Origin of the sequence: Streptomyces sp. NBC_01268, assembly GCF_036240795.1 — a bacterium.
Classification (GTDB): Bacteria; Actinomycetota; Actinomycetes; order Streptomycetales; family Streptomycetaceae; genus Streptomyces.
Genome location: NZ_CP108454.1, coordinates 5571596 through 5593868, shown reverse-complemented (window position 1 = coordinate 5593868; position 22273 = coordinate 5571596). Strand labels below are relative to the sequence as shown.

The window sequence follows — 22273 nt, the reverse complement described above, 5'->3', positions numbered from 1 at the left end:
CACTCTCCGGGGTAACGGGCATGGGTACATCCTCCCGCGAGGTGTGGACATTGTCCACACTTCTCGCTACGGTCGAACCGGCACAACGAAGACGGCCCCGGCCGGAGGTGCAACTCCGCCGGGGCCAGCCGATCCACCTGCCTACCAGGAGGACCCGCCATGGGACACCGTACCCAGCAGCCCCACACCATCGGCACCCCCGACCGCACCTACCTGTTGCTTCTCGACCTCGCCGACCGCCTCACCGCGAAACACGCCACCCACGCCGTCGACGAGCCCCTCGTCCTCGCACAGGCCCTCGTCGTCACCGAAGCCATGTACGGCTCCAGCGCCTGGGCCGACACCGTCGAGCGCAAGCTCGTCGACTCCCTCCCGCCCATCCGCCCCGGCGACACCCGCGACGTCTACGCCGCACGCCTCCGCCTCATCGCCGAGGGAGCGACCGCCTGATGCACGCCCCGTACCACCAGACGGCGCCGCCCCGCAGCGGGCGGCGCCTTTCCTGGCCCATCCGCATCGCCTGGGGCGTCGTCCTCGGAATGCTCCTTATCGCCGCCGCCTGGTCCCTCTCCGGCCAGCTGCAGCAGTGGGGCATGCGCCCGTGGCTCGCCTGGCCCCTGAGCGTGATGTTCGACGCCGCCGGACTCATCTGCGCCACCTACGCCCGCCGCGCCGTCGAACGCGGCACCCCCGCCGGCATGTCCCGCCTCTCCCTCCTCGCCTTCGTTGCCGTCGCCGGCATCCTCAACTGGAACCACGGCCACGACATCGGCGGCATGCCCGCCGGCGCCGGATTCGCCTCCCTCTCCGCAGGCGTAGAGCTCCTCTTCGAGCTCCACCGCCGCGACGTCCGCGACGAACAGCGAGCCGCCCGCGGACTCATCGCCGAACGCCTCCCGCACATCCCCCTGCTCGGCTGGGTCATGTACCCCGGCCGCTCCTGGAACACGCTGCGCAGCGCGGTCGGGACGCGCCTCGACCTCCTCGACCCCGTCCAGCGGACAGCCGTCCTGGCAGCCCCGGACACGGACACCGCGCCGGACAGGCGGACGGACACCACCATCCGGGCAGCTGTCCGCGCCGCCGCCGACACCTTCCCGGACGCGGACGCCGACGACATCGTCGGCCACCTGTCCGCAGCTGGGATCGACACGGACATGGACACCGTCCAGGACATCCTCGACCAGGACACGGACGCGAAGGACAGCAGGTCAGTGCCTGTCCGCGTCCGACCCGTCCGCCCGCTTGCGCCCGCCGGACAGTCCATCGCGGACACCATCCGGACAGCCGTCGCGTCCGGCATCACCGACAAGGACAAGGTCGTGTCCTACGTCCGCAAGATCCACGGACAGGACACCGGACGCGACACCATCACCCGCACCCTCGCCCGCGTCACCCCCAGGAAGGCCGTCTGATGCCGTACACCGTGATCAACCTCGGCGGCATCGTCATCGGCTGCGCCATCGTCATCGGCTTCGGCATCCGCTGGTGGTTCACCGAGAAGCACGACCTCACCGCCCTCCTCCCCTTCGTCCTCGCGCACCTCTACGGCATGATCGCCGCCCTCGCCACCTACACCGCCTGGTCCCTCCTCGGCATCGCCACCTGGGCCACCATCTGGGCCGGGAACGCCGCCGGCTACGTCGGCCTCGTCTGGGGTGTCGGCGGTACCGACCGCAACGCCACCAGGGCCAACCCCATCGTCCTCACCGAGGGCGGCTTCGTGATTGTCTTCCTGCTCACCGTCGTCCTCATCGCCCTGTGGAAGTGGGCTCCGCGGGTCTCCAACGGCAAGCTGGCCGCTGGCGCCTCCTCCGGCGCGCTGCTCGCCCTCTCCGGCACCGTCGCCGGTATCGCCGCCGTACCGCTCGGCTCTGCCGTCAACGCCGCCGGGGCCGCATTCACGGCGGCCATGGGATGACCCCCGAACAGCAGGCCGACGAACAGACCGCAGACGCGCGGGAGGAGCCCAGCCAGCGCGCCGCGAAGGGCTGCCTGCTCGCCATCGGCATCACGTTCGCTGGGACGATCGCCGTCACCGTCCCCGAGACCGCGTACTACGCCGCAGGGTTGCTCACCGCAGCGGGCCTCCGGCGGGCCCGCGCGCTCGTCGCCGGGCGGCGCGGACGCGCCGACGACGAGGCCGACGAGGACACCGTCGACATCATCGGCCTCCTCCACGAGCTGTCCCCCAACGCCGCCGCGAACGTCCGCCTCACGCAGCTTGCCGATGCCGCCGGCCTGCCCGACACGAAGCCGCTCCGGGCGCTTCTCGCGCAGGCCAGCATCCCGATCAAGGAAGTTCGCACGGGCGGGAAGGTCGGGCAAGGCGTGCACGCGACCGCCATCCCCCGCTCATGCGGCGCCCCCTCTGGCGGTTGTTGGTGCGCCGTGACCAGCAACAACAACACCAACAACGCCCCGGAAGAGGGGCCCCGAGAGGGGTTGCGTGTAGACCACATCGGCAACGCAGGGATCGTCGTCACCGACCCCGCAGAGACGCAACGCCGTCGCGCCACGACCCTCACGAGGAGCGCCTGATGGAGTACTGCAAGGACTGTGCATGGTGGACCAAGCCCCACTGCGGCCACTGACTTCCCTCAACAGCACACACCACGACAGGATGCCCCCGTGACCGACAAGAAGAAGTCCAAGCCCCTGCCGCAGATGCACTGCCTCATGACCATTCAATGGAGCAAGGAAACCGGGCACCAGGTCGGCGTAGTACCTGGCACCACCCGAGTGACGATGACCGTCGACCAGACCCTGCGCACCCTCACCTTCGACGGGCTCATCGACCCCATCCCGGGCACCACGCGCCAGGACCTGATGGTCACGATCCTCAAGGCGGCCAAGGAGCGTGCTGGCTTGCCCCAGGACGCCACCGTCGCGGTGCTCCACTGGTCCGCCCACAAGAACAAGCTCAGCTGAACTGCTACACAACCGAAGCCCGCCGGAACAGCGCCCGGCGGGCTTTCGCGTGTCCCGATTCCGCATATCCCTCCCCGCGGTGCCGCGCGCACGATACGTTCACGCTTCCGCCACAGCATCACCAGCAGTAGCGAGGACACCGTGACGCAGCCGCCGTACCCGCCCCAGCAGCCCCAGCACGGCCAGCAGTGGGGGCCGCCGTCCGCCCAGCCCTACCCCGGCGGACCGTACGGGCCTCCGCCGCCGAAGAAGGGTCTCGGGGCTGGTGCGATCGTCGCGATCGTCCTGGGCTCGATCTTCGGCCTGCTGGTCATCCTCGGCGTCGTCGGCGCCATGGTGAGCAGCGGCAGCAGCGACGACAAGGCCGGTCCGAAGTCCACCCGGTCCGCGGCGCCCGCGCCTACGAAGAGCAGCGCGGCGCCGCCGGCCGAGGAGCCCGCCGAGAAGGCGCCGGTCACGGTCACGGCGAGGAAGACCTCGTTCGCGCCGAGCGTCCTCCACGACGGCGGCGCGTACACGAGCGTCACCGTGACCATCACCAACGTGAGCGCCGAGAAGCCGATCAGCACCAACCCGCTGTACTTCACGATCACCGACAGCACCGGCGCGAAGCACCAGGCCGAACTCGGCGAGGACGAGAACCAGATGGACCTCATGAAGCTCGCACGCGGGGAAAAGGCCACGGGCGTCATCACGGGGAAGGGCAAGTTCACCCCGGCGTACGTGACGTACACCGACGGCCTGTTCGGCGAGGGCGTCCGCGGCGACGTGCACTGAACCGCTTGCGGGAGACGAGCCGTCTCGTCTACATTGAAGGCGCTTCCGGCGTGCCCGGAACCAACTGCCGAGGATCAGTCAGGACCAGGCAACTGGACCCTCCCGCTCAGCGGGGCAGAGACCCCTCGGAGACAGCAGGCCCCGACCCTCCCCCGTGTCGGGGCCTTTCTCATGCCCGGAGGTGCCCATGTCCTTCCCCGACGGCACCCCCACCGTGACCGTGACCGGCACCGTCCCGCAGGCCCTACATGAGCGCCGAGTTCTTCACCGTCGGCGCTGGCGACATCGACGGCACCGGCAAGGTCACCGTCGTCCTCGCCCACCAGGGCACCAACCCCGGCAAGGTGTACGCCCACACCCTGTACCCGTGGCGCCTCCGCCTGGAGAACATCGGCCCCGAACCCGCGTAGGAGGTGCACCGTGGGAGGACAACACGCCCGCGTCACCGAAGCCGACGAGGAGAAGGTCCGCGAGCTCCACGGCCAGGGCCTCGGCCGCAACGAGATCGCGCGCCGCATCGGCCGCGGGCAGCGCACCGTGTCCGTCATCGCCGCGCGCCTCGGCCTCGAATTCGACACCACCATGGCCGAAGAGGCCACCCGCCACCGGGTCGCCCAGCTCGCCGAGAAGCGCGCCATCCTCGCCGACGCCCTCATGGACGACGCCCTCCGCCTGTCCGAGCAGGTCTGGGAGGAGGCCACGATCCACTCCTTCGGCGGCAAGGACCACACCTACAACAGCGCCGTCATCGACGAGCCGCTCGCCGCTGACAAGCGCGCCCTGATGGCCGCCGCCACCAACGCCGCCGCCCAGTCCGTGCGCCTCGTCCCGCCCGCCGCCGACAGCGGCGCCGCAGAGGCCCGCTCCATGGTCGGCAAGCTGTTCCAGGGCCTGGCGGAGGTGGCGCAGCAGATCCAGGCGGAGGACGCCGCCAGCGGGGAGGCGGAAGGTGAGTCTCCTTGACGCCCTCCCGCTGTCCCGCAAGCAGATCCTGTCCATCGTCCAGTCGACCTCCCGCATCAACCTGTGGGAGGGCTCAGTCCGGTCCGGGAAGACGATCGCGTCACTGCTCCGCTGGCTGATCTACGTCGCCAACGCCCCCACCGGCGGCGAACTCGTCATGGTCGGCCGCACCCGCGACAGCCTCTACCGCAACGTCATCGCCCCGCTCACCAACCCGGACATCTTCGGGCCCCTCGCAAGCCAGACCGTCGCCAACAACGGCGCCCCCATGGCCATCATCATGGGCCGCGCCGTGCACATCCTCGGCGCGAACGACGCGAAGGCCGAACCGAAGGTCCGCGGCATGACCTGCGCTGGCGCGTACGTCGACGAGCTGACCACCCTCCCCCGCACCTTCTTCGACCAGCTCGTCGCCCGCTGCTCCGTCGAAGGCGCGCAGATCTTCACGACCACAAACCCTGACAACCCCGGGCACTGGGCGCGCCGCGAGTACATGAAGCGTGCGGAGGCGACCCGCCTGCGGTCCTGGCACTTCACCCTCGACGACAACCCGTTCCTCCCCGCCGACTATGTCGCTGCCCTAAAGGCGACGTACACCGGCCTGTTCTACCGACGGAACATCCTCGGCCACTGGGTCCAAGCCGAGGGCGCGATCTACGAGGCCTTCGACGACACACGGCACATCGTGAAGACGCTGCCACCCATGTCCCGCTGGTTGTGCGACGCGATCGACTACGGCACGACCAACCCGTACGCCGACCTGCTGATCGGGCTCGGCACGGACATGAACCTATACGTGGCGTCCGAGTACCGCTGGGACTCACGGGCGGAGCGCCGGAAGAAGACCGACGCCGAATACTCCGCAGCCCGCCGGGCATGGCTGCAGGCCGTGCCGCACCCGGGCAGCAACGTGGTCGGCGTACGACCAGAGTGGACGATCGTCGACCCGTCAGCCGCCTCGTACATCGAGCAGCTCCACCGCGACGGTGTCACCGGCGTCAACCCCGCCGACAACAGCGTCCTCGACGGCATCCGCACCGTCTCCACACTCTTCGCCTCGAACCGGCTCTACGTCCACGAGTCCGCCGCCGGCCTGATCGAGGAGCTTCCCGGCTACTCGTGGGACGACGAGGCGGCGGAGAAGGGCGAGGACAAGCCGATCAAGCTCGAAGACCACTCCTGCGACGCGCTTCGCTACGGCGTCCGCACGACCGAGGCCCTGTGGCGGCCACACATCCCGACCCTGGAGGTGGCCGCATGACCGTCGACGAGGCCATCCAGAACGCCATGCGGCTGCTTCAGGCCGCCGAGACCGAGACCAACCTCGCGCTCATGGAGCGCCTCGACCAACTCGCCTGCTCATGGCTGGCTATCGCCAATCTGCTGATGGAGAAGGAGCGCGCCTGATGCCCCTGCCCACCAGCGACATGACCTGGCCGCCGATCGACCCGATCGTCCAATCCGACCTCGCCGACTGGGACGCCTGGTACTCCGCCGAACCCGACCGCCTGGAGCAGCGCTACACCAACCGCGGCGCCATCGGCACCCCCAACCGGCCCGCCCAGTACGCCGGTGGCGTCCGCGGGTGGATCGCGCGCACTTGGTGGGGTACGCCGACCCCGGCCGGAGAGCGGCGTACGAAGTTGCACATCCCGCTGGCCGGGGACATCGCCCGGACCTCGTCCGGTCTGCTGTTCTCGGAGCCGCCGAAGCTGATCAGCGACGACGACACCACCCAGGCCCGGCTCGACGACCTCGTCGAGAACGGCCTGCACCCGACGCTGCTGGAGTCTGGCGAGCTGTGCGCGGCCCTTGGCGGCGCCTACTACCGCGTGGTGTGGGACGAGGAGGTCTCGGACCGGCCGTGGATCGACACCGTCGCCGCCGACCGGGCCGTCCCCGAGTTTCGATACGGCAAGCTCGTCGCAGTCACTTTCTGGACCGTCCTGGCAGACCCGGAGGACCCGACCGGCCGCCGGGTGTTCCGGCACCTGGAACGCCACGAGAAGGGCCGGATCTACCACGGCCTCTACGAGGGTTCAGCGACGTCGCTCGGCGCCGCCCGGCCGCTCCAGGACCACCCGGCCACGGCTCCGCTCGCGGCCGAGGTCGACGCGAACGGCGGCCTGGATACCGGCGCGCCCGATCACCTCACCGCCTCGTACATGCCGAACGTCCGGCCGGCCCGCAGCTGGCGTCACATCCCGTCCGCTGCGTACTGGGGGCAGTCCGACTTCCAGGGCATCGAGGGCATCCTCGACGCCCTTGACGAGGCGTGGTCGTCGTGGATGCGGGACATCCGCCTCGGCAAGGGCCGCATCGTCGTCGCCGACGCCCTCCTCCAGTCCCAGGGCCCCGGCCAGGGCGCGGCATGGAACGAGGACCGAGAGGTCTACGCGGGCCTGAACATGCTCCCGCGCGCGGGTGACCCCAACCCGATCACCCCTGTCCAGTTCGCGATCCGCGTCGCCGAGCACCGCGAGTCGTGCTCGGCGCTCGTTGAGCAGGCGGCTCACCAGTCCGGCTACTCCGCCGCCACGTTCGGTGAAACCGGCGAGGGCAGCGCGGTGACCGCCACAGAGATTCGGGCCCGGCAGCGCCGGACCCTGATGACCCGGGCCAAGAAGTCGCTCTACGGAATCCCGGCCATCTCGGACATCACCGGCGCCCTCCTTGCAGTTGAGGCAGGACCCCGGTTCGGAGTCCAGGGCCTCGACGTCAGCGAGCCGCCGAAGGTCGAGTTCGAGGACTCGATCAGTGAGTCCAGTGGGGAGCTCGCCGCCACGGTAGAGCTGCTGAACCGGGCGGTTGCGGCGTCGACCGACACCAAGGTGCGGCTCATGCACCCCGACTGGGACGACAAGCAGGTCAAGGCCGAGGTCGAGGCGATTCTCGGTGAGAACGCCATGGGGCCGACTGCTGACCCGACCCTGACCGGAGCAGAGGGGGCCCCTGGTGCCGGTTTCCCCAGCGATGGCGGAGGATCTCGCCCGTGAGGTAGGCGCCCTGTACCGGGACGCCGAGGCCGCGCTCCTGGAGCGTCTCGCGGCGGCCCTGGAAGCGGACATCGAGTCGCCGCGGTGGGCCGAGCTGAAGCTCGCGTCCATCGGCAACCTCCGCGCCGCCGTGGAGGCCGTCGCCGAGGCGCTCCAGGCTGACACCAGCGGCGCGGTACGCCGGGCCCTGGTCGAGGCGTACAACCGGGGCCGTCAGGCGGCTGTGGCCGAGCTGGGGGCGCTGGACATCGGCCGGGAGCTCGTCGCCCGCGACAGGGTCCCGAACGCCCCGGCGGTCGACCGGCTCGCCGCCTCGCTCGCCGACGACACCCGGCCGCTATACGTACGGATCACCCGGGCCGTCGTCGACATCTACCGGCGGATCGTCGGCCGCGCCTCAGGCACCCAGCTCCTCACCGGCATGACCCGCCGACAGGCCTCCCAGCGGGCGCTGGATCAGTTCGCGGCCCAGGGCATCACTGGCTTCACAGACTCGGCGGGGCGCCGCTGGGACATGGCGTCCTACGCGGAGATGGCCGTGCGCAGCGTGACGGCGCGCGCGGCGGTCGAGGGGCACATCGACGCCCTCGCAGAGATCCGCGTCGGCCTCGTGATTGTGTCGGACGCTCCGTTGGAGTGCCCGCTGTGCCGGCCGTGGGAGGGCGAGATCCTTTCTCTCGGCGGCACGTCGGGCCCGCACACGGTCCGCGAGCCGCGCGCCGACGGCCGGGGCACGGTCGCCGTGCACGTCGCTGGCAGCCTCGTTGAGGCCCGGGCCGCCGGCCTCTTCCACCCGAATTGCCGTCACAGCCTCGGGGCGTACCTGCCCGGCATCACGACGCGGCCGCCGCACCACGCGACCCCCGGAACGTCGTACGAGGACACCCAGCGGCAACGGCAGATCGAGCGGAACATCCGCCGTTGGAAACGCGTCCAGGCCGCCGCCATGGACGACGCCGCACGGCGCCGGGCCGGGGCCTTCGTGCGGAAGTGGCAGGCCGCCCAGAGCGCCCACGTGGACGCGCACTCGGCCCTGCGCCGCAAGTCCGCGCGCGAGCAGATCAGCTCAGCGCGCTGAACACCCGCCCCACCGGCCGCACGGCCTCAGGGCACACCCGAAACGGGAGATCACGATGCACACCCCTTTCCAGCACCCGTACGCCACGCACCCCGCCGGGACCGTGATCGGACACCGCCGCAACGGCCAGCCGATCTACGTCATCGCGGGTGGCAGCGACGAGGGCGCCGCCGGATCCGCATCCGGACAGCCCCCCGCCGGTAACCCGGACCCGTCCGGACAGCCCCCCGCTCCTGCGACGCCGCCCGCTGGCGAGCAGAGCGGACAGCCGTCCGGAGCCCACGGGGACGACACGGACTGGAAGGCGCTCGCCCGCCAGTGGGAGAAGCGCGCCAAGGAGAACAAGAGCGCGGTCGACGAACTCGCCACGCTCAAGGCCTCGCAGATGAGCGACCAGGAGAAGGCCGTCGCCGCAGCGGAGAAGGCAGGCCGCACGGCCGCCGCCGCCGAGTACGGCGCCAAGCTGGCCGCCGCCCAGTTCGAGACGGCCGTCGCTCGCGCCGGCATCGACCTCGGCGAGGCTGCCGAACTCATCGACACCACCCGCTTCGTCGGGAAGGACGGCGAGGTCGACACCGACGGCATCACCGCCGCGGTCAAGAAGCTCTCCAAGCTCGCCCCGCGCGGGCCCGGCCGCTCCGGCGGCGACCTCGGCGGCTCCGGCGGATCCGGAGACCAGCCCTCCATCGACAAGCAGATCGCCGAAGCCCAGGCCGCCAACGACTGGTCTCGGGTGATCTCCCTCAAGCGGCAGAAGGCCGCGCGTTCCTAAGGAGCCACCATGGCCGGCATCACCGGAATGGGCACCACGTTCAACCTCCCGAACTACGCCAACGAGCTGTTCTCGCTGACCCCGGCGGACACGCCGCTGCTCTCCGCCATCGGCGGTCTGACCGGCGGCGGCATGACGTCTGGCGTGGAGTTCGAGTGGCAGACCTACGACCTGCGCGACCCGGGTCAGAACACCCAGGTCGAGGGAGCGACCGCCCCGACGGGCGTCGCTCGTGTCCGCGCGAACGTGCGGAACGTCGCCCAGATCCACCAGTCGAAGGTGTCGGTCTCGTACACCAAGCAGGCCGCGAACGGCATGCTGGCCACCCCGTCCAGCGCCCCGTACCGGGGCGTCGACGGCTCCAACCCGGTGACATCCGAGCTGGACTGGCAGGTCGCCCAGGAGCTGAAGTCCATCGCCCTGGACGTGAACTGGTCCTTCGTCAACGGCCAGTACGCCAACCCGACCACGAACGCCACCGCCCGCAAGACGAGGGGCCTGCTCGCGGCGGTCACCACCAACCGGATCTCGAAGGCGGCCGCCGTCACCGGCGCCACCTCCGCGACCGACACGATCACCTCGACGGGCCACGGCCTGGTCGACGGCGACCGCATCGTGTTCCGGGACACGTCCACCGCGACGGGCATCGTCGCCGGGCGCACCTACTACGTCGACCAGATCGACGCGAACACCTTCAAGGTGTCCGCGTCCTCGGGCGGCGCGGCGATCACCCTCGGCACGGCAACCGGCATCTCCTACGTGAAGCCGACCGGCACCGCGACCACCACCACGGACATCGACAACCTGCTGCAGCTCGCCTACGACAACGGCGGCATCTCGCAGCAGGCCACCGCCACCCTGATCGTGAACTCCTCGCAGAAGCGGGCGATCACGAAGGCGTACGCCGACGCGTACGGCAAGTCGGTGATGATCACCGAGGGGAACCGGAACGTCGGCGGTGTCTCCGTCGACACCATCGAGACGGACTTCGGCCGCCTCGGCATCATGATGGACCGCCACGTCCCGCAGGACACGGTCATCGTCTGCTCCCTGGAGCAGCTCCGCCCGGTCTTCCTCAACGTCCCGGGCAAGGGCGTGTTCTTCGAGGAGGCCCTGGCCAAGACCGGCGCGTCCGACGAAGTCCAGCTGTACGGCGAGATCGGCCTGGAGTACGGCAACGAGCGCGCGCACGCCGTCATGAACGGGCTCGCGCTGTGACCGAGTACGTGAGGGCCAGCGGCCCGCACTTCGCCGAGCGCGTGCGCCCGGTCCCGGGAAGCCCCGAGGCCGACGCGTACGCCGCTCTGGCGTCCGACCCGGCGTCCGGCTGGCGCGCGGTGGCCGAGGAGCCGCCCGCGCCGGCCGGGCCGCCGGCCAAGTCCGCCGCGAAGGCCGACTGGGTGGCCTGGGCAGTTGGCCAGGGCGCCGAGCAGGCTGAGGCGGAGAAGTCTACGAAGGACGACCTGATCAGCGCCTACGGAGGTGGAAACGATGCCTCTGACCAGTGACTTCGGCATCTCGGTATCTGGCCTGCTGACGAGAACAGCCGACCTGACTGTCCCGTCCGACTCCCTGTCGTGGAACCGCGGTCTCCACCTGGATACCGGTACCGGTATCGGGAAGGCCGACCTTCGGTTCCACGACACGCGGACGCTGGCCGCGTCGGCAACTGAGGATCTCGACCTTGCGGGCGTCCTCACGGACGTTTTCGGGCAGGCCATCACGTTCGCGCGGGTCAAGCTGCTGATTGTGGCGGCGGCCGCAGGGAACGCGAACAACGTGATCGTCGGCGGCGCCGCAACCAACACCTGGGTGGGCCCATTCGGTGCGGCCACGCACACTCTGGCGGTCCGACCGGGCGAGGCGAAGGTGATCTGCGCGACCGGCGATGCGACGGCGTACCCCGTCACTGCCGGTACGGGTGACCTGCTGAAGGTCGCCAACTCCGGTGCGGGCACCAGCGTCACCTACGACATCATCATCGTCGGCGCGAGCGCCTGAGGGAGGTGGTCGTCGTGGCCAGGGTCTACGCGACCTCCTCCCAGTACCAGGAATACACCGGCGACACCGGGCCGACGGACATCGACGTTCGGCTGCGCCGCGCCTCGGCGTTCCTGGACGCGCAGGTGTTCCGGCTGTGCCGGTACGACGTCGACAACGCAGGCCTCCCCTCCAACACGATCGTGGCTGCTGCGTACGCCAACGCGGTGTGTGCGCAAGTCGAGTGGGGTGTCGAGGTCGGCGACGTCACCGGCGCGGCCGGGGTCGGCTGGGGCTCGGTGGAGATCGGCTCCGCCAAGCTCAGCCGGTCCGTGACCGCGACGTCCGGCGACGATGCTCCGGGCCGCCAGATCGCCCCGGCAGTGTGGGACGCGCTCCGCGCCCCGGACCTCACGCCGGACATTCTGTGGGTGGGGGCGGTGAGCACATGCTGACGCCGATCCCGGCGTTCATGCTCGGGCACACCGTGACCGTCGAGCCGTACCTGGGGCGCACGTCGGTGGGCCCCAGATACGGGCCGGCGGCGACGGTGAAGTGCTTCGTGGACGAGCAGACCCGCGTGGTGCGGGACCAGACCGGCCAGGAGGTCACGTCCACCAGCACGTTCTACGCCCGGCCGGGCCTGGTGTGCCCGGCGGAGTCCCGCGTGACACTGCCCGACGGTCGGGTGGCCCGGGTGATCGCCCGCCTCGACCGCTCGGGCGGCGGCATGCCCACCCCGGACCATGTGGAGGTGCAGCTGCTGTGAGCCCCCAGTACACGCGCTTCCGCCCGGGGAACGCCCGCCGCCAGTGGACCACCCGCGGCCGCCGTATCGCCGGGGAGGGGCTCCAGAAGGGCTTGGAGCACGTGCTGTTCGAGGCCCGGAAGATCGTCCCTCTCGACGAGGGCACCCTCGAACGGTCCGGCCGGGTCGTCCGCGACGGCCTGAACGGCGCTGTCACCTTCGACACGGTGTACGCCGTCGTCCAACACGAGCGCCTCGACTACAAGCACGCCCCGGGCCGTATGGCCAAGTACCTGGAAATCCCCATGAACAGGGAGCGGGACGTCGTCCTACGGCTGATGCAGGTGAACCTGCGGAGGTGGATCAGTGGCCGATGAGCCCGACTTCCTCGACGGCCTCGCCCGCTTCCTGGCGGACCGCGGCCTGGTTACCTACACCAGCGGCGGCGGCGTGGATGACACCTGCTTCCTGGAGTTCATGCCGTCGGGCCCGGACGAGGCCGTCGTCCTCACCGTCTACGACGACCGGGTCGAGCCGGATTCCCTGCTCCCGTACGACGAGCCCCGCGTCCAAGTCCGCGTGCGCGGGACGACGGACCCGCGTGTCTCTCGCCGCCGGTGCGCACGCATCCGGTCCCAGCTCCACGGCCTCGGGCCCGTCACGCTGCCTGATGGCACCGAACTGATCCTGTCCGTCTGCATCCAGGGCGCGCCCGCATCGATGGGCGTCGACGACAACGGCCGGCACGAGCACGTAGCGAACTTCCGTATGGAGACCTACCTGCCGACCGCGCACCGCCCGTAACCCACCCCACCCCTCAGCCCGCGCCCCTCGGCGGTGGGCTGTTCGTCATGCCCAGGAGGAGACATGGCACCCCGCAAGTACAACGCGAGGGACGTCCGCTTCCAGATCGAGGACTTCCTCAACCCCGGCGTGTGGACCGAGTTCCGCACGGCGCTCAACGGCTCGGGCGAGGGCGGCATCAACACCTTCACCCGCAGCTTCGAGTACGAGGCCACCGACACCACCACCTTCGGCAGCAACGGCCGGGCCGAGACACAGAACATGCAGGAGGGCATGTCCCTCACCCTGGAGGGCTTCCGCCTCGTCGACCCGGCCACCGGCGCCCTCGACCCGGCCATGAGCCTGGCCGAGCTCCAGGCCGCCCGCCTCGGCAACGACTCCGTCGTCGGCTTCCGGTTCGCCGGGCCCGGCGCCACCAACTGGACCGTGTGGGCGCAGGCCACGTTCCAGCTCGGCGACCAGGGCGGCGGCAACAACGACAAGGTGTCGTGGTCCTGCACCGTGACGCGCTCCGGCCCGTCTACGTCGGTGGCGATCTCGTGACCAACTCCTCCTGGGACGACTTCAAGCGCGAGGTCTTCGGCGACCGCACCGAGACCATCGAGGGCGTCACGGTCCGCGTCCCGACCGACGTGCCGTTCGGGTTCGAGCAGCGCCTGGCCGACCTGTCCACTTCCTCCGCCCAGGAGGACGTGGAGGACCTGGTCACCGCGCTGTTCGGTGAGACTGTGCTCGACCAGTGGATCGAGGCCGGTATCGGCACCATCGGCCTGATGACCATCCTCACGTGGGGCATGGCTCAGGCGGGCGGGCAGCGGGACTTCACCTTCCAGGACGCCTACGCCGCGATCATGAGCGACGATCCGGGAAAAGCCCTGGTCCAGCCCCAGAACCGAGCCGCGCGCAGAGAGCAGTCACGGGCCACTGGTGGGCGGTCGAAGCGGACTTCGCCCGCGAGTACCGCCTCGGCCCCCGCGAGATCACGCGGCTGAGCACCCGCCGGTTCTGGGTCCTCCTCAACGGCCTCTCTCCGGAGTCGGTGTTCCGGCAGGTGGCTGGCGAGGAGATCGCCATCGTCGACGACCCCAACGAGATCCGGGCCGCCCTCCAAGACCTGTGACCTGTGAAGGAGGCCCCGGATGTCGGCGCTCACGATCGGCGACCTCGTCGGCTACATCCGCGCCGACGGCAGCGACTTCGAGCGGAACCTGGCCCGGAGCCAGCTGCGTATGGAGGGGTTCCGGGTCGACGTTAACGGCCGACTGCGGGACATCCGGGGCCGGTTCGTCCGGGACACCTCGATCATGGGCCGGGCCCTCGCCGACTCCTTCAGCGACGCGGAGCGCGAGGGTACCCGCATCACGACCGTCTACAGCAGCGTCGCGGACGCGCAGTCGCGCACGCTGCGGGCCCGCCTCGCCCGCGTGCAGGCGGGGGCGCGATCGCTGGGCAGCTCGTTCCGTGAGGCCTTCGGCGAGGCGCGGGCGGCGTGGCAGCGGCTGAACTTCGACCGGCTGGGCAAGGTGGCCTCCGGGTTCCTCGGGGTGGCCGCGTCGGTCGGGAAGGTCGGGGCCGCGATCGGTGCCGCGGTGCCGCTGGCGGCCGGTCTGGTGGCGGCTGTGCAGGGCATGGCGCCGGCGGCAGCGGTGGCCGTGTCGGGACTGATCGCGGTCCGCCTGGCGGCCGGAGCGCTGAAGCTCGGCATGATCGGTGTCGAGGACGCGGTCACGGCGGCGCTGGACCCGGAGAAGGCTGCCGAGTTCGAGAAGGCGCTCGCCAAGCTGTCGCCGAACGCCCGCGCCTTCGCCCAGGAGATCAAGGCCCTTGCGCCGGAGCTCCGGAAGGTCCAGCAGAGCGTGCAGAACAAGCTGTTCGAGGGCCTGGACGCGTCCCTTCGCAGCCTGGGCCGTACGGCTTTGCCGGTAGTGCGGACGGGCCTGGAGAAGGCCGCATTGAGCCTGAACCGGATGGCCAAGGGCGCGGCGGCTGCGGCGGTGGATCTGGCGTCGAGCGGCGCTCTCGGCCGGGCAATCCAGGGCGCCAACGATGGTCTGCAGAACCTGGAGCACGTGCCTGGCCGTGTGGTGACGGCGCTGGGGCAGATTGGCGCCGCGGCTGCGCCTGCGTTCGATCGTCTGACGAAGGCAGCTGGGAAGGCGGTCGACCGCTTCTCGGAGCAGTTCACGCGCGCGTTCAGGTCAGGTGCCCTGGAGAAGGCGATCGAGAAGGCAATCGATCTGATCGGTGACCTTGCGACGGTGGCCGGGAACGTCTTCAAGATCATCGGGTCGGTCTTCGGCGCAGCCGAGGTGTCCGGCGGCGGATTCATCGGCGTCCTGAAAGAGATCTCGGGCCAGCTCGCCAAGGCTTTCGCTTCCCCCGAGATCCAGGGCGGCCTGAAGGCCATCTTCGGCGTCATGTCGGAGCTTGGGAAGGCCGTCGGCCCGATCCTCGTGTCCCTGCTGAAGACCGTCGGCAGGATCTTCGAGAAGCTCGGGCCGCCGGTGCGAGAACTTGTCCGCCACCTCGGCGACGGCCTCTTGAGGATCGCCGACAAGCTGTCGCCGGTCCTCGTCGAGCTCGCGGACGTGATCGGCAAGATTGTGCTGGCGGCCCTCCCGCTCGTCGACCTCGTCGCCGACCTGATCGTCGAGCTGCTGCCCGCGCTCACACCGCTGTTCGCCGCCCTCGGTGACACGGTCGAGGCCATCGCGCCGTTCATCGCCGCGTTCGCCGACGCGGCCGGCCAGCTGCTCATGCCGATCCTTCAGGCCCTGGCCGAGGATGTGCTGCCGGCCCTGTTGCCTGCGTTCACCGACATGAGCAAGGAGGTCTTCCCGCTCCTCACGCAGGCGCTGATCGACCTCACGCCGAGCCTGGCCGAGCTGGGTGTCGCGCTCGCGGATCTCCTCGTCGCGGCGACCCCACTGATCGTCAAGGTCATCAGTCTCGGCACGGCGCTGCTGACCGACCTCCTGCCGGTCATCGAGCCCCTGATCAGGGGGATGGCAGAGCTCACCGGCGGCGCACTGACAGGGCTGGCGGACTTCATCACCCGGTACGTCATTCCCGCAGTCTCGGCCCTAGGAGCGCTGCTGTCCGGCGACTTCTCCGGCGCTTGGGAGCACGTCAAGACCCTCGTCCGCAACGTCGCCGACGACTTCATCGCCAACCTCACCCGCATGCGGGACCGCGGCACGGCGGCGCTCGTACAGCTCCGCGACTGGGTGTCCCAGCGGGCCAACGAGATGGGCCAGAACCTGGCCCGCTCGGTGTCCCAGAAGGTCGGCGAAGCGGTCCGCTGGTTCCAGACCATGCCGGACCGCATCCGGCGCGCCTTCGGCGACCTCGGCAGCCTGCTCTACAACGCAGGCCAGAACCTGATCAGGGGCTTCATCAACGGCGTCCGGTCCATGGTCTCCCCCCTCCAGTCCACCCTCGGCGGCATCACCGCGTCGCTGCCGGACTGGAAGGGGCCCGCAGAGAGGGACGCAACGATCCTCACCCCGGCTGGCCGGTCGGTGATCGAGGGATTCCAGCGAGGCATCGCCGCGCAAGTGCCGCTGTTGCAGCGGCAGCTGGCGGCCGTGACCACATCTCTGCCGGGCACGGCAATGGACGTGGGCGCCTACGGCGGCGCGGCGGCCGGCGGGGCGGCTTCGCAGCCGATCGTCATCGAGCTCAGGGGCCCAGGCCTGAAGGACGTCATCAGCGACATCGTCCAGGTGAGCGGCTTCGGCAACGTGCAAGTGGCCTTCGGCCAGAGATAGGAGGTAACTGTGCCGGGTCCCGATGCCCGCGTAGAGCTCCAGATCGCTGGGGCCTGGACCGACGTGACCGACTACGTCGTCCAGTCGACCGGCGTTCAGCTGTCCCGGGGCCGGTCCGACGAGGGCCGCATCGTGGACCCGGGATCCGGCGCGCTCACCCTCCTGTCGCCCAACGGGCTGTTCTCCAACCGCAACCCCAACTCGCCGTACTTCGGGAACCTGCCTCGCAACACACCGATCCGGGACTCCACCGCGGGGGCCACGCCGTCCCTGCTCGTGCCGGACGGTGTGGCGGGGCGGGCGTCCACCCCTGACACCGCGGCGCTGGACATCACGGGCGACATCGACGTCCGCGTCGACGTCGCCCCGGCGCTGTGGTGGGGGGTCGGGAACGGCTACGAGCTGATCGGCAAGTACGTCACAACCGGAGACCAGCGGTCGTGGCGGCTCATGGTGACAGGCGAGGGCGAACTCCTGTTCACCTGGTCGCCGACCGGCACCAGCACAATCCTGGAGCACCGCTCCCCCCAGATCCCGATCCTGCGGCAGCGGCAGGCCGTACGGGCCACCCTCGACGTCAACAACGGACTGGGCGGCTACACCCTCACCTACTACGTCGCCGAGTCCCTGACGGGCACGTGGACACAGTTCGGGCAGACCGTCACCACCAGCGGTACCACCTCGATTTTCAACTCGTCGGCGCCGCTGGAGGTCGGCGACATCGCCTCGATCCTGTTCACCAACGCAGAGCGCCGCATCTACGCCGCCGAGGTCCGCAACGGCATCGCCGGCACCGTCGTCACCAACCCAACTTTCAGCAGCCAGGCAGCGGGCACGACGAGCTTCGCCGACGCCACCGGCAAGACATGGACGATCGCCAACGGGGCATCCATCTCCGACCGCACCACCCGCGTGGTCCACTCGGTGCCGAAGTGGCCCGCGAGCTGGCATGTCTCCGGCGGCGACCAGCGCGCCCCGATCCAGACGGCGGGCATCCTGCGCCGTCTCGGCCAGGGCAAGAAGCCACTCGCGTCCACACTGCGGCGCCGTATCCCTGCGTACAACCCGCTCGCGTACTGGCCGATGGAGGACGGCGAGTCCGCCACCCAGGCCGCGCCCGCGAGCGGGCAGAGCGGCCCGCTGACGGTGGCCGGCTTCCGCTTCGCTCAGGACAGCTCGCTCGCCGGATCGTCCTCCCTGCCGTCCGTGGATGCGGGCGCCACGATGCGCGGCGTCGTGCCAGCGCCGGTGAATCCGTCGACGTCGTGGGCGCTGGTGATGCTGTATCGGACGGACAGCCCGCCCGCCTCCGAGCAGGAGTGGCTGACGTGGCGTACCACCGGAACGTACCGGCGGTGGCGCATCACGATGGGGACCGGAGGGTCTCACCTGCAGGCGTATGACGCTACGGGCGCGCTGGTAGTGAACTCGGCTCTGGGGACCGGGCTGGGCCAGTTCGACGGCTGGCAGCGCTTCGAGTTCCGGGCCCGGCAGAACGGCGGCAACGTCGACTACGAGCTGGAGTGGACGAAGGTCGGCGGGGCCGGCGTGCTGTTCACGGGCTCAACGGCGGCGACGGTCGGCATCGTCTCCGGCATCGACACCCGCTTCGGGTCGACCTCTGACCTGCGGGTCGGGCACCTGGCCGTGTTCACGGATCATGCCGCCTCATCGGCGGCCTACGACAGTGCGGACATCGGCTTCGCGGGCGAGACGGCGCGGGCCCGGCTGCTGCGGCTGGCGGCCGAGGAGTCGACCACGGTGGCCCTCACCGTCTGGGACGGAGACCTGAGCCGGTCCACGGAGAAGATGGGCCCGCAGCGGCCTGCGGCGCTCTCCGACCTGCTACAGGAAGCGGCGGACGCCGACGGCGGCATCCTCTACGAGGACAGCACCCGCTCCGCACTGGTCTACCGAACTCGGACGAGCCTGGAGAACCAGACTGTGCGGCTCAGCGTGCCGTACGCCCAGTTGGCGCCGCCGTTCGAGCCGACCGAATCGGACGTGAACCTCCGCAACGACGTCACGATCACGCGCGAGGGAGGCTCATCCGGCCGAGCCACCCTCGACACTGGGCCCCTGTCGATCGACGAGGTCGGCGTCTACGACGAGTCCGTCACCCTCAACCTGGCTACCGACGAGCAACCCCCGCTGCATGCCGGGTGGCGGCTGCACCTCGCCTCGTGGGATGAGGCCCGCTACCCCACGGTGCGGATCATGCTGCACAAGTACCCGCAGCTCATTCCGCAGGTCGCGGCGTTGGAGATCGGCGACCGGATCCAGATCACCGGTACTCCGGCCTGGATGCCGCCTGGGCCGGTCGACCTGATCGTGCAGCGCATCGACGACTCCCTGAAGACTCTTTCGTGGGACGTGACGCTGACGTGCTCGCCGGCGGGCCCGTGGACGGTCGGGGTTCTGGATGACCCGGCCCTCGGTGCTGCCGATACCGGGACCACGGTTGTGGACGCAACGATCAACTCAGCGACGACGACAGTCGCGTTCACGACGTTCGACGTCCCGCACTGGCTCGACAGCGCGACCTACCCCGGAGACTTCCCGTTCGACGTGCTCATCGGCGGCGAGCGGATGACCGTGACCGCCATCTCCGGCACCGGAGTCACCCAGACCGCGACCGTCATCCGATCCGTCAACGGAATCGTGAAGGGCCACGACGCGGGCACCCCGGTGGAACTCGCCACCCCCCTCTACCTCGCCCTGTAAGGAGGCCTCATGGCCAGCTGGCTGGCAGGCATGCGCGTCACGGCCGCACGGCTGCGTGTGCCGAGCGCGGAGGTCGAGGACACCGTCTCGACCACCATCACATCCACCACGTTCGCCGACGCCGCCTCGGGCGTGTTCTCGACGTCGGTCACGGTGCCGTTCTCCGGGGCCGTATGGGTCAGCATCCGCTCGACGCAGCGCAACTCGGGCGCCCTGACGAACACGATCACCCACTTCAAGGCCGACGGCAGCGTGTCCGGTGCCGTGTACGGCGCGTCGACCGTGGCCGCCCTGATCGTCGGCAACACGACGAACTACAGCCTCAGCCTGCGGAAACGACTCTCCGGCCTCGTGGTCGGCGAGATCATCACCGTCACCATGCAGCACCGCGTGTCCTCGGCCAGCACCGGCACCCTCGACTACCGGTACATCGCCATCGAGGGCGCGCCCGCTCCCTGACCTGGAGGTCCAATATGCCGCTGATCGTGCCCCGCTTCGAGTCCATGCGGTACGACGGCACCAACGGTGACGAGATCGTGGCCTGGCTGAACGGCTCCGTCGACCTGGTCCTCGACGACGGCGAACAGCTGATCGTGAACTTCATCGGCTCCAACCGGACGATCCTGGTGGGCGGCTGGGTCATCGCTGGTGGGACCGGCGCCGGGCGCGGGTTCTACACCGAGCAGGCCGCCGCCGACTACGCGAACGGCTGGGCCGAACTCCCCGCCTGACCCTTTCCGCTTCCCGCCCCGTGCCTGTTGGCCGGGGCCTTTCTCATGTCTGGAGGTCGCCATGGCGACGCCACCGACCGCCGCCGCCTTTCTGGCGGCCCTCCGCGCCGAAGGCCTGACTGTCGTCGAGGTCGGCCGCTGGTGGGAGCACAACCGCAACCACAAGGGCCCCTGGGGCGAAGTGCACGGCGTCCTCATCCACCACACCGTGACCGGCGTGAACGTCAACGCGGTACCCATCTGCCGCAACGGATACGAGGGACTGCCCGGCCCGCTGTGCCACGGCGTGATCCGTCGCAACGGCGAGGTACACCTCGTCGGCTACGGCCGCACCAACCACGCCGGCGGCGGTGACCCGGACGTCCTCCAGGCCGTCATCGACGAGTCGTACGACGAGCGGCCGCCGAAGCCGAACGTGGGCAACGTCGACGGCGTCGACGGCAACGCCCACTTCTACGGCTTCGAGTGCGAGAACGCTGGCGACGGCAAGGACCCGTGGCCCGCCGCTCAGCTGGAGGCGATCGAGAAGGCCGCCGCCGCGCTGTGCCGTCTGCACCAGTGGGGCCCGAAGTCGGTCATTGGGCACCTGGAGTGGTCGGACGACAAGAACGACCCCCGGGGCTTCACGATGCCGTCGATGCGGGACCGGGTCGCCGACCGGCTCGCGGTGAAGGAGCAGAAGCCGCCGGCCCCGAAGCCTTCGCAGCCGGCCCCGCCGAAGCCCAGCGTGGACCTGTCGAAGCTGGTCGCAGCGGCCAAGAGCGACCCGGCGAGGCGCGGGACGCCGATCTCGTACTACGGAGTCAAGGTCGTGGAGCAGGCCCTCGTTCGTGAGGGGCTCCTCGCGCCGTCGCTCGCGGACGGCCACTTCGGCACGGCCACGGTCGCGGCGTATGCGGCGTGGCAGCGGCGCTGTGGCTACAAGGGCGCGGACGCCGACGGCATCCCCGGCGCTGACTCGCTGAAGAAGCTCGGCGCCCGCCGTGGCTTCACCATCACCCCCTGATCTAGGAGTTCCCATGTCTCGTCTCGTCCTCGACACCGTCGAGCGCGTCGTCGGCACGTACGCCGTCGCGTTCCTCGGCCTCCTCCTCGCCGACGGCTTCGACCTCACCAACCTGTCGTCGCTGAAGGCGGCGGCGATCGCTGCGATCCCGGCCGGCCTGTCGGTGCTGAAGGCGGCGGTGGGTTCGCTGATCGGTGACCAGTCGACCGTCGGCTGGGTGCCGAAGAACCGCTGATCGGAGCGTTACGCATGACGGATGAGCCGACTCTCGGAGAGGTCGTCCGCCGATTTGAGGATCGGCTCACCGATGTCCGCGACGACATTCATCAGCTCGGGCAGCGTCTTGACGAGAAGGTGGACCGGCAGGTCTACGAGCTGAAGCACGAGGCGCTGGCCACCCGGGTGGCGGCGTTGGAGACGTTGCGGGAGAAAGACGCCGAGAAGCTGGTGGCGACGCGTCGCTGGCTGATCGGCGCGGTGGTGATCCCGCTTGTCGCGGTCCTGATGCCCGTGATCATTCTTCTCGTCCAGGGGGCGAGCACATGACCCGTTTGCAGCTGCGTGCCGAGGAACGGCGGTGGCGGCGGGGGGACATGCTCGTCGTTGTGGCTGCTGTGGCGGTCGGGTTGGTGTTGGCGGGGATTCTCGTCGCAGTGCGGTCGCTGCAGCTGGAGCTGCGGGCGGCGAACGCCGCGCGGGATCAGCTGGCGGCGCAGGTGGAGCAGCTCGGCGGCTTGCCGATCGCTGGGCCGCCGGGGTCGCGTGGGCAGCCGGGCCGGACGGTGGAGGGCCCACCGGGCCCGTCGGGTCCGGTGGGTGATCCTGGCCCGTCGGGGCCTGCGGGGAAGCCGGGCCCGAGCGGTCCGCCTGGCCCGTCGGGGAGTCCGGGGGTGGCTGGTACGGACGGCGTGGGGGCGTCCGGGCCGGCAGGACCCACCGGACCGCCCGGACCTACCGGCCCCGCGGGCCCGGCCGGCCAACAGGGCGAGCCGG

Annotated in this window: 29 protein-coding genes; all 29 read left to right on the top strand. The window is 70.2% G+C overall.

Annotated features, from left to right (window positions below):
* Positions 1 to 159: 159 nt before the first annotated feature.
* The 29 genes from OG309_RS25365 to OG309_RS25225 all read left to right on the top strand — a co-directional run bounded on the left by OG309_RS25365 (position 160) and on the right by OG309_RS25225 (position 21826).
* Complete coding sequence (locus OG309_RS25365) at positions 160 to 450, top strand: hypothetical protein (protein WP_329424021.1); 291 nt, start codon at positions 160 to 162, stop codon at positions 448 to 450.
* On the top strand, positions 450 to 1415 hold the full coding sequence (locus OG309_RS25360; RefSeq protein ID WP_329424019.1) for a DUF2637 domain-containing protein: 966 nt from the start codon (positions 450 to 452) through the stop codon (positions 1413 to 1415). The genes OG309_RS25365 and OG309_RS25360 overlap by 1 nt, the downstream gene beginning before the upstream one ends.
* Positions 1415 to 1921, top strand: coding sequence for a hypothetical protein (locus tag OG309_RS25355; RefSeq protein WP_329424017.1), 507 nt, complete (start codon positions 1415 to 1417; stop codon positions 1919 to 1921). Before OG309_RS25360 ends, OG309_RS25355 begins: the two co-directional genes overlap by 1 nt.
* A complete protein-coding gene (locus OG309_RS25350) occupies positions 1918 to 2541 on the top strand; it encodes a hypothetical protein (protein ID WP_329424015.1) in 624 nt (207 codons plus the stop codon). The genes OG309_RS25355 and OG309_RS25350 overlap by 4 nt, the downstream gene beginning before the upstream one ends.
* Positions 2542 to 2631: 90 nt before the next feature.
* Positions 2632 to 2931 (top strand): hypothetical protein, encoded by a 300-nt coding sequence (locus OG309_RS25345; protein ID WP_329424013.1) that lies wholly within the window; start codon positions 2632 to 2634, stop codon positions 2929 to 2931.
* Positions 2932 to 3072: 141 nt separating this feature from the next.
* Positions 3073 to 3708 carry a DUF4352 domain-containing protein gene (locus OG309_RS25340; RefSeq protein ID WP_329424011.1) on the top strand — a complete coding sequence of 212 codons (636 nt, stop codon included), beginning with the start codon at positions 3073 to 3075 and terminating at the stop codon, positions 3706 to 3708.
* Between the two features lie 248 nt (positions 3709 to 3956).
* Positions 3957 to 4118 (top strand): hypothetical protein, encoded by a 162-nt coding sequence (locus OG309_RS25335; RefSeq protein ID WP_329424010.1) that lies wholly within the window; start codon positions 3957 to 3959, stop codon positions 4116 to 4118.
* 10 nt (positions 4119 to 4128) lie between these two features.
* Complete coding sequence (locus OG309_RS25330) at positions 4129 to 4671, top strand: hypothetical protein (RefSeq protein WP_329424008.1); 543 nt, start codon at positions 4129 to 4131, stop codon at positions 4669 to 4671.
* A complete protein-coding gene (locus OG309_RS25325; RefSeq protein ID WP_329424007.1) occupies positions 4658 to 5932 on the top strand; it encodes a PBSX family phage terminase large subunit in 1275 nt (424 codons plus the stop codon). The genes OG309_RS25330 and OG309_RS25325 overlap by 14 nt, the downstream gene beginning before the upstream one ends.
* The gene (locus OG309_RS25320; RefSeq protein WP_329424005.1) at positions 5929 to 6078 is read left to right on the top strand and encodes a hypothetical protein; all 150 of its coding nucleotides are present in this window, start codon (positions 5929 to 5931) and stop codon (positions 6076 to 6078) included. The genes OG309_RS25325 and OG309_RS25320 overlap by 4 nt, the downstream gene beginning before the upstream one ends.
* Positions 6078 to 7667 carry a capsid protein gene (locus tag OG309_RS25315; RefSeq protein WP_329424004.1) on the top strand — a complete coding sequence of 530 codons (1590 nt, stop codon included), beginning with the start codon at positions 6078 to 6080 and terminating at the stop codon, positions 7665 to 7667. The genes OG309_RS25320 and OG309_RS25315 overlap by 1 nt, the downstream gene beginning before the upstream one ends.
* Positions 7627 to 8745: a phage minor capsid protein gene (locus tag OG309_RS25310; RefSeq protein ID WP_329424002.1), complete on the top strand. Its 1119-nt coding sequence runs from the start codon at positions 7627 to 7629 to the stop codon at positions 8743 to 8745. Before OG309_RS25315 ends, OG309_RS25310 begins: the two co-directional genes overlap by 41 nt.
* A 55-nt stretch (positions 8746 to 8800) precedes the next feature.
* The gene (locus tag OG309_RS25305) at positions 8801 to 9517 is read left to right on the top strand and encodes a hypothetical protein (protein WP_329424000.1); all 717 of its coding nucleotides are present in this window, start codon (positions 8801 to 8803) and stop codon (positions 9515 to 9517) included.
* Between the two features lie 9 nt (positions 9518 to 9526).
* The gene (locus OG309_RS25300; protein WP_329423998.1) at positions 9527 to 10735 is read left to right on the top strand and encodes an SU10 major capsid protein; all 1209 of its coding nucleotides are present in this window, start codon (positions 9527 to 9529) and stop codon (positions 10733 to 10735) included.
* Positions 10732 to 11025 (top strand): hypothetical protein, encoded by a 294-nt coding sequence (locus tag OG309_RS25295; protein WP_329423996.1) that lies wholly within the window; start codon positions 10732 to 10734, stop codon positions 11023 to 11025. Before OG309_RS25300 ends, OG309_RS25295 begins: the two co-directional genes overlap by 4 nt.
* Entirely contained in the window at positions 11009 to 11518 is a 510-nt protein-coding gene (locus OG309_RS25290; protein ID WP_329423994.1) for a hypothetical protein, read from the top strand. Before OG309_RS25295 ends, OG309_RS25290 begins: the two co-directional genes overlap by 17 nt.
* Before the next feature lie 14 nt (positions 11519 to 11532).
* The gene (locus OG309_RS25285; protein WP_329423993.1) at positions 11533 to 11952 is read left to right on the top strand and encodes a hypothetical protein; all 420 of its coding nucleotides are present in this window, start codon (positions 11533 to 11535) and stop codon (positions 11950 to 11952) included.
* Positions 11946 to 12266: a hypothetical protein gene (locus tag OG309_RS25280; protein ID WP_329423990.1), complete on the top strand. Its 321-nt coding sequence runs from the start codon at positions 11946 to 11948 to the stop codon at positions 12264 to 12266. Before OG309_RS25285 ends, OG309_RS25280 begins: the two co-directional genes overlap by 7 nt.
* Positions 12263 to 12622, top strand: a complete 360-nt coding sequence (locus OG309_RS25275) for a hypothetical protein (protein ID WP_329423989.1) — start codon at positions 12263 to 12265, stop codon at positions 12620 to 12622. Before OG309_RS25280 ends, OG309_RS25275 begins: the two co-directional genes overlap by 4 nt.
* Positions 12612 to 13049, top strand: a complete 438-nt coding sequence (locus OG309_RS25270; RefSeq protein ID WP_329423987.1) for a minor capsid protein — start codon at positions 12612 to 12614, stop codon at positions 13047 to 13049. Before OG309_RS25275 ends, OG309_RS25270 begins: the two co-directional genes overlap by 11 nt.
* 63 nt (positions 13050 to 13112) lie before the next feature.
* Positions 13113 to 13592: a phage tail tube protein gene (locus tag OG309_RS25265; protein ID WP_329423986.1), complete on the top strand. Its 480-nt coding sequence runs from the start codon at positions 13113 to 13115 to the stop codon at positions 13590 to 13592.
* Positions 13589 to 14041, top strand: a complete 453-nt coding sequence (locus tag OG309_RS25260) for a hypothetical protein (RefSeq protein ID WP_329423984.1) — start codon at positions 13589 to 13591, stop codon at positions 14039 to 14041. Before OG309_RS25265 ends, OG309_RS25260 begins: the two co-directional genes overlap by 4 nt.
* Before the next feature lie 147 nt (positions 14042 to 14188).
* Positions 14189 to 16819, top strand: coding sequence for a phage tail protein (locus tag OG309_RS25255; protein WP_329423982.1), 2631 nt, complete (start codon positions 14189 to 14191; stop codon positions 16817 to 16819).
* Positions 16820 to 16828: 9 nt separating this feature from the next.
* Positions 16829 to 19543, top strand: a complete 2715-nt coding sequence (locus OG309_RS25250) for a hypothetical protein (RefSeq protein WP_329423981.1) — start codon at positions 16829 to 16831, stop codon at positions 19541 to 19543.
* A gap of 9 nt (positions 19544 to 19552) precedes the next feature.
* Positions 19553 to 20002, top strand: coding sequence for a hypothetical protein (locus OG309_RS25245; protein WP_329423979.1), 450 nt, complete (start codon positions 19553 to 19555; stop codon positions 20000 to 20002).
* Positions 20003 to 20016: 14 nt separating this feature from the next.
* Positions 20017 to 20274, top strand: coding sequence for a hypothetical protein (locus tag OG309_RS25240; RefSeq protein ID WP_329423977.1), 258 nt, complete (start codon positions 20017 to 20019; stop codon positions 20272 to 20274).
* 61 nt (positions 20275 to 20335) lie between these two features.
* Positions 20336 to 21280 carry an N-acetylmuramoyl-L-alanine amidase gene (locus OG309_RS25235; RefSeq protein ID WP_329423975.1) on the top strand — a complete coding sequence of 315 codons (945 nt, stop codon included), beginning with the start codon at positions 20336 to 20338 and terminating at the stop codon, positions 21278 to 21280.
* Positions 21281 to 21293: 13 nt separating this feature from the next.
* The gene (locus OG309_RS25230) at positions 21294 to 21515 is read left to right on the top strand and encodes a holin (protein WP_329423974.1); all 222 of its coding nucleotides are present in this window, start codon (positions 21294 to 21296) and stop codon (positions 21513 to 21515) included.
* A gap of 14 nt (positions 21516 to 21529) precedes the next feature.
* The gene (locus OG309_RS25225) at positions 21530 to 21826 is read left to right on the top strand and encodes a hypothetical protein (protein ID WP_329423973.1); all 297 of its coding nucleotides are present in this window, start codon (positions 21530 to 21532) and stop codon (positions 21824 to 21826) included.
* The last annotated feature ends 447 nt before the right edge of the window (positions 21827 to 22273 follow it).

What these genes read in the sequence shown, in the direction of transcription:
- OG309_RS25235 (WP_329423975.1), top strand. Translation starts at nt 20,336, where the DNA reads ATGGCGACGCCACCGACCGCCGCCGCCTTTCTGGCGGCCCTCCGCGCC.
- OG309_RS25265 (WP_329423986.1), top strand. Translation starts at nt 13,113, where the DNA reads ATGGCACCCCGCAAGTACAACGCGAGGGACGTCCGCTTCCAGATCGAG.
- OG309_RS25300 (WP_329423998.1), top strand. Translation starts at nt 9,527, where the DNA reads ATGGCCGGCATCACCGGAATGGGCACCACGTTCAACCTCCCGAACTAC.
- OG309_RS25320 (WP_329424005.1), top strand. Translation starts at nt 5,929, where the DNA reads ATGACCGTCGACGAGGCCATCCAGAACGCCATGCGGCTGCTTCAGGCC.
- OG309_RS25255 (WP_329423982.1), top strand. Translation starts at nt 14,189, where the DNA reads ATGTCGGCGCTCACGATCGGCGACCTCGTCGGCTACATCCGCGCCGAC.
- OG309_RS25360 (WP_329424019.1), top strand. Translation starts at nt 450, where the DNA reads ATGCACGCCCCGTACCACCAGACGGCGCCGCCCCGCAGCGGGCGGCGC.
- OG309_RS25365 (WP_329424021.1), top strand. Translation starts at nt 160, where the DNA reads ATGGGACACCGTACCCAGCAGCCCCACACCATCGGCACCCCCGACCGC.
- OG309_RS25230 (WP_329423974.1), top strand. Translation starts at nt 21,294, where the DNA reads ATGTCTCGTCTCGTCCTCGACACCGTCGAGCGCGTCGTCGGCACGTAC.
- OG309_RS25355 (WP_329424017.1), top strand. Translation starts at nt 1,415, where the DNA reads ATGCCGTACACCGTGATCAACCTCGGCGGCATCGTCATCGGCTGCGCC.
- OG309_RS25350 (WP_329424015.1), top strand. Translation starts at nt 1,918, where the DNA reads ATGACCCCCGAACAGCAGGCCGACGAACAGACCGCAGACGCGCGGGAG.
- OG309_RS25225 (WP_329423973.1), top strand. Translation starts at nt 21,530, where the DNA reads ATGACGGATGAGCCGACTCTCGGAGAGGTCGTCCGCCGATTTGAGGAT.
- OG309_RS25335 (WP_329424010.1), top strand. Translation starts at nt 3,957, where the DNA reads ATGAGCGCCGAGTTCTTCACCGTCGGCGCTGGCGACATCGACGGCACC.
- OG309_RS25240 (WP_329423977.1), top strand. Translation starts at nt 20,017, where the DNA reads ATGCCGCTGATCGTGCCCCGCTTCGAGTCCATGCGGTACGACGGCACC.
- OG309_RS25245 (WP_329423979.1), top strand. Translation starts at nt 19,553, where the DNA reads ATGGCCAGCTGGCTGGCAGGCATGCGCGTCACGGCCGCACGGCTGCGT.
- OG309_RS25280 (WP_329423990.1), top strand. Translation starts at nt 11,946, where the DNA reads ATGCTGACGCCGATCCCGGCGTTCATGCTCGGGCACACCGTGACCGTC.
- OG309_RS25315 (WP_329424004.1), top strand. Translation starts at nt 6,078, where the DNA reads ATGCCCCTGCCCACCAGCGACATGACCTGGCCGCCGATCGACCCGATC.
- OG309_RS25290 (WP_329423994.1), top strand. Translation starts at nt 11,009, where the DNA reads ATGCCTCTGACCAGTGACTTCGGCATCTCGGTATCTGGCCTGCTGACG.
- OG309_RS25305 (WP_329424000.1), top strand. Translation starts at nt 8,801, where the DNA reads ATGCACACCCCTTTCCAGCACCCGTACGCCACGCACCCCGCCGGGACC.